This is a genomic window from Halocynthiibacter styelae, from assembly GCF_016123485.1.
Classification (GTDB): domain Bacteria; phylum Pseudomonadota; class Alphaproteobacteria; order Rhodobacterales; family Rhodobacteraceae; genus Halocynthiibacter; species Halocynthiibacter styelae.
Genome location: NZ_JADCKQ010000024.1, coordinates 1 through 7,079 on the forward strand (window position 1 = coordinate 1; position 7,079 = coordinate 7,079).

A 7,079-nucleotide genomic window follows, 5' to 3' on the forward strand; every position below is an offset into this window, starting at 1 on the left:
GCCTCGGCTATAACTTCGGCCGCTTCTCTGATGACCTCGCAGACATCACACAGGACGACAAAGGCGCATTCATTAACATAATCGCCAAGTTCTGAACAAAAAACTCCCCCGGGGATTATACCGGGGGGAGGATCAGAGCCTTTTTCTATATTCAGTTTTTGTTAACTCACGCGCGCTTGCTGGCCAGGTCAGTGATGCCCAGGACATCCAGAACTTTCGCCTCAATACCGGACGCGTTCAGCCCGGATGCCTCATACATCGCTTTGGGTGACGCGTGATCTTCAAACACATCCGGCAGGGTCATAGAACGATACTTCAACCCGCCATCCAGCGCACCTTTTTCCAGAAGCATCTGCGCGACATGGCTGCCAAACCCGCCGACGGACCCTTCTTCAATAGTGATCAGCGCTTCGTGGCTGGATGCGAGATCCAGGATCATTTCTTTGTCCAGAGGCTTGGCGAACCGGGCATCCGCCACTGTTGGGGTGATCCCCTTCGCGGCCAGACTTTCACAGGCTTTCATAACTTCAGACAGACGTGTGCCAAAAGACAGGATCGCAACCTTCGCGCCTTCCTGCACCATACGCCCTTTGCCGATTTCCAGAACTTCACCGCGTTCCGGCATATCAACACCCACACCTTCACCACGCGGGTACCGGAAAGCAATCGGGCCACTGTCATGTGCAGCAGCAGTCGCCACCATATGCATAAGCTCAGCCTCATCCGCTGCGGCCATCACAACAAAACCCGGCAAATTGCTCAGAAAAGCAATATCAAAGCTGCCCGCATGCGTCGCGCCGTCATTGCCGACAAGCCCAGCCCGGTCGATCGCAAAGCGCACAGGCAGACCCTGGACCGCTACATCATGCACAACCTGGTCATACCCGCGTTGCAGGAAAGTCGAATACATTGCGCAGAAAGGTTTCATCCCGCCAGCCGCCAGAGCAGCTGCAAACGTCACCCCATGTTGTTCGGCAATCGCCACGTCAAAGCAACGGCTGGGATAGCGTTCTGCCATAAGGTTCAGACCCGTACCATCCGGCATGGCGGCGGTCACCGCACAGATCTTGTCATCTTCAGCCGCGTGTTTCACCAGCGCATCACCAAACACTTTGGTATAGCTCGGCGCATTGGACGGCGCTTTCTTTTGCTTGCCGGTCAGTACATTGAACTGCGCCGTCGCATGACCACGATCGCGGGCACTTTCAGCGGGGGCATAGCCTTTGCCCTTTTTCGTTGTCACATGGATCAGCATCGGGCCTGTGGCGCGTTCATGCACGGTCCGCAGAACAGGCAGAAGCTGGTCCAGATCATGTCCGTCAATCGGGCCGACGTAAGAGAACCCCAGAGCTTCAAACAAAGTGCCGCCAACGGTCATGCCTTTCAGCATGTCTTTCGCGCGCTTTGCGCCTTCGCGGAACGGTTCCGGCAGCAGGCTGACCGCGCCACGCGCCGCAGATTTCAACTCCTGGAACGGGGCACCGGCGTAAAGTTGGGACAGGTAAGACGACATCGCGCCAACAGGGGGCGCAATCGACATTTCATTGTCATTCAGGATCACAAACAGACGTTTGCCCAGATGTCCGGCGTTGTTCATCGCCTCATAGGCCATGCCTGCGGAAATGGAACCATCGCCTATCACAGCAATCGCATCGCCCAGGCCATGATCCGGCGCACCGCCAAGATCGCGTGCAACAGCAAAACCAAGGGCGGCAGAAATTGACGTTGAAGAATGCCCGGCCCCGAACGGATCATAGGCGCTTTCCGTGCGTTTGGTGAAGCCAGACAGGCCGCTTTCCATACGCAGGGTACGAATGCGATCACGCCGCCCGGTGACGATCTTATGCGGATAGCACTGATGCCCTACATCCCAGATCAACCGGTCTTTTGGCGTATCAAACACCGCATGCAACGCGACGGTCAGTTCCACCACGCCAAGGCCTGCACCAAGATGCCCACCGGTTTCAGACACCGCAGAAATCGTTTCCTGACGCAGTTCGTGCGCCAGTTGCTTTAGCTCACCGTCTGACAGGGTTTTCATGTCAGACGGGCTGTGCACCCGATCAAGAAACGGGGTCTGCGGGCGTGGATTTGTGTCTTCGCTCATGGCGTTTATCCTAGAGGATCAGCTGTCGCGGGAAATAACGAACTCGGCCGCCTGACGCAAGTTTGCAGCTTTGTCACCATAGACGTCAAGCGCAGCACAGGCTTCTGCGACAAGGTCACGCGCGCGCTGCTTTGCGCCATCAAGGCCCAGCAAGGACACAAACGTCGCCTTACCTGCGTCTGCATCCTTGTTCACGCGCTTGCCGGTTTTGGCTTCATCGCCCTCAACATCAAGGATGTCATCGGCAATCTGAAACGCAAGACCCAGCGCATCGGCGTATTTGCGCAGCGGTTCACGATTGCGTTCTGCCATAATCGCGCCGGCCTCAGCAGACCAGCGGATCAACGCACCGGTTTTATTCGCCTGAAGTTCAGTGATCTCTGACAAAGTCAGCGGGGTGTCCGCCGTTTCAGCGGCAATATCCAGTGCCTGGCCCAGAACCATGCCACGGGCACCTGCGGCACGGGCCAGTTCCATCACCAGTGCCAGACGCACCTGCGCCGATCCGATTTCGGCCCATGTCAGCAGTTCAAACGCCAGGGCCTGCAAAGCATCACCCGCAAGGATCGCCGTCGCATCATCCCATTTCACGTGCACTGTGGCCTGACCACGACGCAAATCATCATCATCCATCGCGGGCAGATCATCATGCACCAGGGAATACGCATGCAGGGCTTCAACCGCCGCCGCTGCATAAACAGATTGCGCCGGATCAATCCCGTGAATACGTGCACCTTCCTGCACCAGAAATCCGCGCAGGCCTTTGCCACCATCCACGGCATAATGCATCGCCGCACAAACTGGTACGGAATGCAAACCCTTCATCACAGCACGCAGGCAGGCCTGGGTGCGGGCAGAATCTTCTTTGAGCTGGTCCTGAAACACCTTACAGCGCCTCGGTGCCTTGTGGTGCCCCATCGGGACCAAGGGTGATTTTGGCAACTTTTTCTTCTGCTTCACGCAGTTTTGTTTCGCAATGCTTCTTCAGTTCCGCACCGCGTTCATACAGAGAGATCGACTGATCCAGCGGCACGTCGCCCCGTTCCAGCTGTCCCACAACGCCTTCCAGCGCGGCCATGGCCTCTTCAAAGCTCATCTCAGCTACCGGTGTGTCGCTCATGTCGCGTGCTCCATTAATTCCTGAACATGGGCGGCGCATGCTTCGCCCAAAGCATCCAGATCATAACCGCCTTCCAGGGTAGACACCACCCTGCCCGCGCAGACCTTATGTGCAATCTGGCAAATTTCCCGGGTGATCCAGGCGAAATCTTCCGTCTGCCAGTTCAGCCCCGCCAGAGGATCTGCCGCATGGGCATCAAAACCCGCAGAAATGATGATCAGTTCCGGCGCTTCACGTTTCAGCATTGGGAAAACACGATGCGCCCAGGCCGCGCGCATTTCAACACTGCCCGTGCCGCTTTCCAATGGGATATTCAACATCTGCCCATGCGCGCCACGTTCATTGCGCCCGCCGGAACCGGGGTACAGCGGCATCTGATGGGACGACACAAAGATCGCCCGTGGTTCGTTCCACAACAGATCCTGGGTGCCATTGCCGTGATGCACGTCGAAATCCAGCACTGCGACTTTTTCCAGCCCATGATGGTCCAGCGCATATTTCGCGGCGATCGCCGCATTGCCGAACAGGCAAAACCCCATGGCGGTTTCTGTTTCAGCGTGATGACCAGGCGGGCGAGAGGCAACAAATGCGTTCCCGGCTTCTTCATTCAGAACCATATCAACGGCACGTATCACGCCGCCAACACCGCGCAACCCCGCCTGAAAAGATCCCGGCGCCATATGGGTGTCACCGTCCAGGGTGTTCCACCCGCTGAGCGGCACCGAAGCTTCGATCCGATCAATGTAATGCTGCGGGTGACAGCGTAGGATATCCTCGACACGCCCCAATGGTGCCTCTTCCCGCCACAGATCAAACCCGGCCAACGTATTACGGATATTTTCCAGCCGCGCCACCTGTTCCGGATGCCCCGGAGGCGTAACGTGACCATCGCAATCAGAATGCGTGATAAGTGCAGTTGTCATAAAGCATACCCTTCCGGCGCAACAACAAAACCCACCCAAAAAAGGGAAGGACGCGTGACTTAATCAGGGGCCAGCATATAACCTTCACCACGCACGGTCTGAAGGTAACGCGGCTGTTTTGGGTCGGCCTCAATCTTGCGACGCAGACGTGTGATCTGAACATCTACCGCCCGTTCCTGTGCCTGCCCACCGGAACGGCCCAGATCCTCAACCAATTGCGCCCGACTGACCGGGGTTCCGCATTTTTCTGAGAAAATCCGCATCAACTGGCTTTCCGTCGCTGTCAGACGAACCAGGCCTTCGCCCTGCCACATCTCGCCCCGTTCCACGTCATAACGCACCGGGCCAAGGTTCAGAACTTTTGGCCCCTGGTTCTGGACTTGTTCTGCAGGGGCACGGCGCAGAATCGCATTCACACGCAAAAGCAACTCGCGCGGTTCAAACGGTTTTGGCAGATAATCATCTGCGCCCGCCTCAAGCCCCTGAATACGATCTTCTGTCTCACCGCGCGCAGTCAGCAGAATGATTGGTGTTTTCATGGTTTCACGCAAACTGCGGGTCAGTGTAACCCCGTCCTCGCCCTGCATCATCACATCCATGATAATCAGATCAAATTCCAGGCCGGACAGGATCTTACGCGCGTGCGCCGCATCCCGTGCCGCAGACACCAGAAACCCGTTGCGGATCAGAAATTTCTGCAGAAGAACACGGATCCGTTCGTCATCATCGACGATCAGCAAATGAGCATCAGATTCCATCATTTGTCGTTATCCTTCATTCGGTTAAACCGGCGGCGCATGTCCGGATCCATCATGGCTTCTAACACCTTACGAAAGCCCTGGACAGCCTCTGGACCTGCGGCGGAATAAGCTGCGCGCATACGTGCCCGTTGCGCATCCGTCAATGACCTGTCCAGTTTGTTGCCTTCTTCTGTCAGAAACAAATGACGTTCCCGCTTGTCCCGTGTCCCGACCCGGCTTTCGACCAGGCCATCTTCGATAAGTGAACGTAGCACCCGATTAAGGCTTTGCTTTGTCACCCCAAGAATCGCCAACAGGTTGTTCACAGTTGTGCCAGGCGAACGCCCGATGAAATGCACCGCCCGGTGATGTGCCCGCCCATAGCCACTTTCAGCAAGGATCCGGTCGGGATCAGCGGTGAAACCGCGATAGGCAAAGAACATCGCTTCACTGCCCTTCATCAGCTGTTCATCCGTCAGGAACAGCAGTCCTGCGCCGGCCATCAGATCGGTATCGGAAGTGTCATTCATCAAAGCGGCCTTTCAGTCCGACCCCAATCAGGTCATCATCACAATTTTCAGAATTTTATGTCAGTGATGTTGACTTTCCAAGAATCAATTCGTAGCAATCATCACTTTTTACGCAATATAATGTCCGATGCGGACCTTTTAGCGTAACTTTCGGAAAATCCGACGCGACGTCGGGGAAATGATAAGGACCAAAGCAATGACCGGCTATGATGACCGCGATGGCAAGATCTGGATGGATGGCAAGCTGATCGAATGGCGTGATGCCAATGTCCACATCCTCACCCACGGGCTGCACTATGCCTCATCCGTCTTCGAGGGCGAGCGCGTCTATGGTGGCAAAATCTTCCTGTCCCGCAAACACTCTGAACGCCTTCTGAAATCCGGTGAGATGATGGATATGCCCATCCCCTACACCGTTGATGAAATCGAAGCGGCAAAAGAAGCGGTCGTCGCGGCCAATGGTCTGACAGATGCTTACGTACGCGTGGTTGCATGGCGTGGTTCGGGCGAAGATATGGGTGTCTCATCGGCACGCAATCCAGTGCGCATGGCCGTCGCGGCCTGGGCCTGGGGCGACTATTATGGTGATGCGAAGATGAAGGGCGCAAAGCTTGACATCGCCAAATGGAAACGTCCAAGCCCGGAAACGATCCCAACCGCCGCCAAAGCCGCCGGCCTTTATATGATCTGCACCATGTCCAAACATGCCGCCGAAGCCAAAGGCTGTTCCGACGCGTTGTTCATGGATTATCGGGGTTACGTTGCTGAGGCGACGGGCGCGAATATCTTCTTTGTGAAAGACGGCGAAGTTCATACGCCCCTGCCCGATGCGATTCTGAACGGGTTAACCCGCCAGACCGTGATCGGCATGCTTGAAGAAAAAGGCATCAAGGTTCACGTGCGCCATATCATGCCAGAAGAACTGGCTGACTTTGAACAATGCTGGCTGACAGGTTCTGCTGCCGAGGTCACCCCGGTGGGCCAGATCGGTGATTACACCTTTGAAGTTGGCGATATTGCGCGCGATATTGCTGAAAGCTACGAGAGACTCGTACGTTCATAAATTCAGTTACCAGAGCCGTTAACCTGTTTCCAACGGCTCTGGTCTATTCTGGACATCGAATTCGTGGAGAATGCCGATGCCCGGAAGCCAGATATCTTCCCCCCAAATTGTCTTCAGGCGCTCAGAACGAAAGTATCTGCCTCTCTTCCTGGCGGTCCTTTTTGTTACAACACCCGCGCTTGGCACACTTATCTGGTACAAATTCACCGGCCGTGTGGCGCCGCTGGCCATCACACAGGAATATCAGGCACGCCGCGGTTCTCTGAATGGCGTTGCGATTGTTGCAGATGTATCCTGGAGCAATAGTGAACAGCGCCATACGAAAGAAGCGTTCAGAACCCGTCTTACACGTGCCTTTGCAGCCCATGGAGAGACGGTCATCGTTGTTTTTCATGATGGCGGATCTGGCTTAAACGAAGTCACCTACCGTGTCGGATCTAACGCCTTTGGTCCTTATCCACACTCTGAAGCCGCATTTGGAGTACGTTCTTCGATTTCTGCCTATCGGCTGCATGATTAGCGCGCTCTGCGCACAAAAAAGCCCGCCTCAGTATTTCTACTGAGGCGGGTTTTTTTATTTGAACATCGTATTGAGA

8 protein-coding genes are annotated in these 7,079 nt (G+C 55.6%); 2 read left to right on the plus strand and 6 right to left on the minus strand.

Annotated features, from left to right (window positions below; translation table 11 throughout):
• Positions 1-166: 166 nt before the first annotated feature.
• From dxs to H1D41_RS18030, 6 genes are read right to left on the minus strand one after another with little or no spacing between them, the layout of a single operon-like run.
• Positions 167-2,107 (minus strand): 1-deoxy-D-xylulose-5-phosphate synthase, encoded by a 1,941-nt coding sequence (gene dxs / locus H1D41_RS18005; protein WP_228850229.1) that lies wholly within the window; start codon positions 2,105-2,107, stop codon positions 167-169.
• Between the two features lie 18 nt (positions 2,108-2,125).
• The gene (locus tag H1D41_RS18010) at positions 2,126-3,025 is read right to left on the minus strand and encodes a polyprenyl synthetase family protein (protein WP_394355424.1); all 900 of its coding nucleotides are present in this window, start codon (positions 3,023-3,025) and stop codon (positions 2,126-2,128) included.
• A complete protein-coding gene (locus tag H1D41_RS18015; RefSeq protein WP_107496566.1) occupies positions 2,994-3,227 on the minus strand; it encodes an exodeoxyribonuclease VII small subunit in 234 nt (77 codons plus the stop codon). Before H1D41_RS18015 ends, H1D41_RS18010 begins: the two co-directional genes overlap by 32 nt.
• Positions 3,224-4,150: a histone deacetylase family protein gene (locus tag H1D41_RS18020; protein ID WP_228850230.1), complete on the minus strand. Its 927-nt coding sequence runs from the start codon at positions 4,148-4,150 to the stop codon at positions 3,224-3,226. Before H1D41_RS18020 ends, H1D41_RS18015 begins: the two co-directional genes overlap by 4 nt.
• Before the next feature lie 59 nt (positions 4,151-4,209).
• The gene (locus H1D41_RS18025) at positions 4,210-4,911 is read right to left on the minus strand and encodes a response regulator (RefSeq protein ID WP_228850231.1); all 702 of its coding nucleotides are present in this window, start codon (positions 4,909-4,911) and stop codon (positions 4,210-4,212) included.
• Positions 4,908-5,420, minus strand: coding sequence for a MarR family winged helix-turn-helix transcriptional regulator (locus tag H1D41_RS18030; protein WP_228850232.1), 513 nt, complete (start codon positions 5,418-5,420; stop codon positions 4,908-4,910). Before H1D41_RS18030 ends, H1D41_RS18025 begins: the two co-directional genes overlap by 4 nt.
• 196 nt (positions 5,421-5,616) lie before the next feature.
• Between H1D41_RS18030 and H1D41_RS18035 the strand changes: the two genes are divergently transcribed.
• Positions 5,617-6,483: a branched-chain amino acid aminotransferase gene (locus tag H1D41_RS18035; protein ID WP_228850233.1), complete on the plus strand. Its 867-nt coding sequence runs from the start codon at positions 5,617-5,619 to the stop codon at positions 6,481-6,483.
• Positions 6,484-6,559: 76 nt separating this feature from the next.
• Complete coding sequence (locus tag H1D41_RS18040) at positions 6,560-7,003, plus strand: hypothetical protein (RefSeq protein WP_228850234.1); 444 nt, start codon at positions 6,560-6,562, stop codon at positions 7,001-7,003.
• Positions 7,004-7,079 lie beyond the last annotated feature (76 nt).

What these genes read in the sequence shown, in the direction of transcription:
- dxs (WP_228850229.1), bottom strand. Translation starts at nt 2,107, where the DNA reads ATGAGCGAAGACACAAATCCACGCCCGCAGACCCCGTTTCTTGATCGG.
- H1D41_RS18010 (WP_394355424.1), bottom strand. Translation starts at nt 3,025, where the DNA reads ATGGGGCACCACAAGGCACCGAGGCGCTGTAAGGTGTTTCAGGACCAG.
- H1D41_RS18015 (WP_107496566.1), bottom strand. Translation starts at nt 3,227, where the DNA reads ATGAGCGACACACCGGTAGCTGAGATGAGCTTTGAAGAGGCCATGGCC.
- H1D41_RS18020 (WP_228850230.1), bottom strand. Translation starts at nt 4,150, where the DNA reads ATGACAACTGCACTTATCACGCATTCTGATTGCGATGGTCACGTTACG.
- H1D41_RS18025 (WP_228850231.1), bottom strand. Translation starts at nt 4,911, where the DNA reads ATGATGGAATCTGATGCTCATTTGCTGATCGTCGATGATGACGAACGG.
- H1D41_RS18030 (WP_228850232.1), bottom strand. Translation starts at nt 5,420, where the DNA reads ATGAATGACACTTCCGATACCGATCTGATGGCCGGCGCAGGACTGCTG.
- H1D41_RS18035 (WP_228850233.1), top strand. Translation starts at nt 5,617, where the DNA reads ATGACCGGCTATGATGACCGCGATGGCAAGATCTGGATGGATGGCAAG.
- H1D41_RS18040 (WP_228850234.1), top strand. Translation starts at nt 6,560, where the DNA reads ATGCCCGGAAGCCAGATATCTTCCCCCCAAATTGTCTTCAGGCGCTCA.